At 31.3% G+C, this 1,919-nt stretch carries 1 protein-coding gene; it reads left to right on the top strand.

Features of this window, described 5'->3' with window-relative positions:
• The first annotated feature begins 186 nt into the window (after window positions 1–186).
• Entirely contained in the window at window positions 187–1,827 is a 1,641-nt protein-coding gene (locus LF845_RS11640) for an IS1634 family transposase (RefSeq protein ID WP_242821183.1), read from the top strand.
• Window positions 1,828–1,919: the final 92 nt, after the last annotated feature.

Raw genomic sequence — 1,919 nt, forward strand, 5'->3', positions numbered from 1 at the left:
CTGACTTTGACACTTTCACTTGAAAATTTTCCAATAAAAGTGGCAAGAAGCCAGTAAATACAGGGGTGTTAATTTCTGTGCTCCATATTTTGTAGTGGCAACTTATTGATAGATAATATGTTTTATATTGATGTTTTTATGCATTTTTTTCTTGACATATTTACTACTTTTGTAGTATATATAGCCATGTACTTGAAAAAAACTCGCTCTAAACAATATACTTACCTGCAAGTTGTAGAATCATATAGAGACGACAATGGTGTCCCAAGACATAAAGTACTATTTAATTTAGGCAGATTAGATATCCTAAAAAAAGACCCATCTTTTGCGACTGTAATAGATAAAATAAGAGAAGAGATTTCTGAATCTACTAAACCTGAGTTTGAAGATATATCTGATGCTGATGTACTGAACTGGGGCTATAAGATATATGAAAAGCTCTGGAAGATGTTTGAGTTGGATAAGACACTTGATGATATACAGAAAAACGGTAAAGCTAAGTTTGATTTAAAATCGAGTTGTTTCCGTATGGTAATAGAGCACTTATTAGAGCCTAAGAGTAAGCTTGGGGTTTATGCAAATCAGGACAGATATTATAATATTCCTACAGTAGAGCTTCAACATTTTTATAGAAGTCTTGATATATTGTCAGAACATAAGGAGCTTTTAGAGGATAAATTATTTTATAAAAATTTTAGCGTATTTAATTTAAAAGTAGATATAGTTTTTTATGATGTAACGACCTTTTATTTTGAGAGTGTCAGGTCAGATAGTTTAAGAGAATTTGGCTTTAGTAAAGATGGTAAGTTTAATGAGGTACAGATTGTATTTGGTTTACTTGTTGATATGGAAGGTCGTCCTATTGGTTATGAACTATTTCCTGGGAATACTTTTGAGGGTAAGACCCTTGAGAAGGCATTATTTAAATTAAATGAACGATTTAATTTAAATAAAGTTATAATAGTTGCAGATAGGGGCTTAAACAGTAAGATTAATTTAAAGCTGATAAAAGATAATGGATTTGATTATATAGTTGCAAGCAGACTAAAGAGTTTGCCATCAGATATTCAATCCGAGATATTTATGGATGAAGGTTACAATTTTATAAAATCGGATGAAGAGGATATTTTTAAATATAAGAGTATAGATTACAAGAATAAAGTTTCTTTGGGTAATGGTTCTGTAGCTGTTTTGGATGAGAAGTTAATAGTAACATATTCTTCTAAAAGGAGTAAGAAGGATAAAGCAGACAGGCAAAGACTTATAGACAAGGCTAATCATTTGCTTGAAAATGAATCATTGATAAAATCCTCTTTTAAGAGAGGTGGCAAGAAGTTTTTAAAGGAAGAATCCTCAAACAAAGAAAAATGTTATAAACTTGATGAGGCTGCGATTGAGAAGGATGAGCGCTTTGATGGATATTATGGTATACAGACAAGTGAAACGAATTTATCTGAGATAGATGTAATAGATGCATATCACAATTTGTGGAAGATAGAAGAATCTTTTAGAATAATGAAGAGTAAATTAGAGGTACGTCCGATATTTCATTGGACGGAGAAGCGTATTAAAGGGCACTTTGTAGTTTGCTTTTTAGCATTTTTACTTGAGAGGACATTGGAACATAAGCTTAGAACGGCTGATATAAAAGCATCATCGAGAGATGTAAGAAGTACAATTAACTCTATGAATTTTGCAAGATTTGAATCTAAGGGTCAGACTTATCTGCTTAAAACTAAATTTGGCAGTTTGGGTAGTCATATATTAAGAGCACTTAGAATCCCACCGCCTAAAAATCTTTCCACCCCTGATGAGTTGAAATTTTAATCTAAAAATCACCTGTAGTGACAAAATGTACAAACCTAAAATAATAAAATTATTATCTACAATTACTTATAAAATCAAAGTGTCAAAGACAG

Origin of the sequence: Deferrivibrio essentukiensis (genome assembly GCF_020480685.1) — a bacterium.
GTDB classification, from domain to species: Bacteria; Chrysiogenota; Deferribacteres; order Deferribacterales; family Deferrivibrionaceae; genus Deferrivibrio; species Deferrivibrio essentukiensis.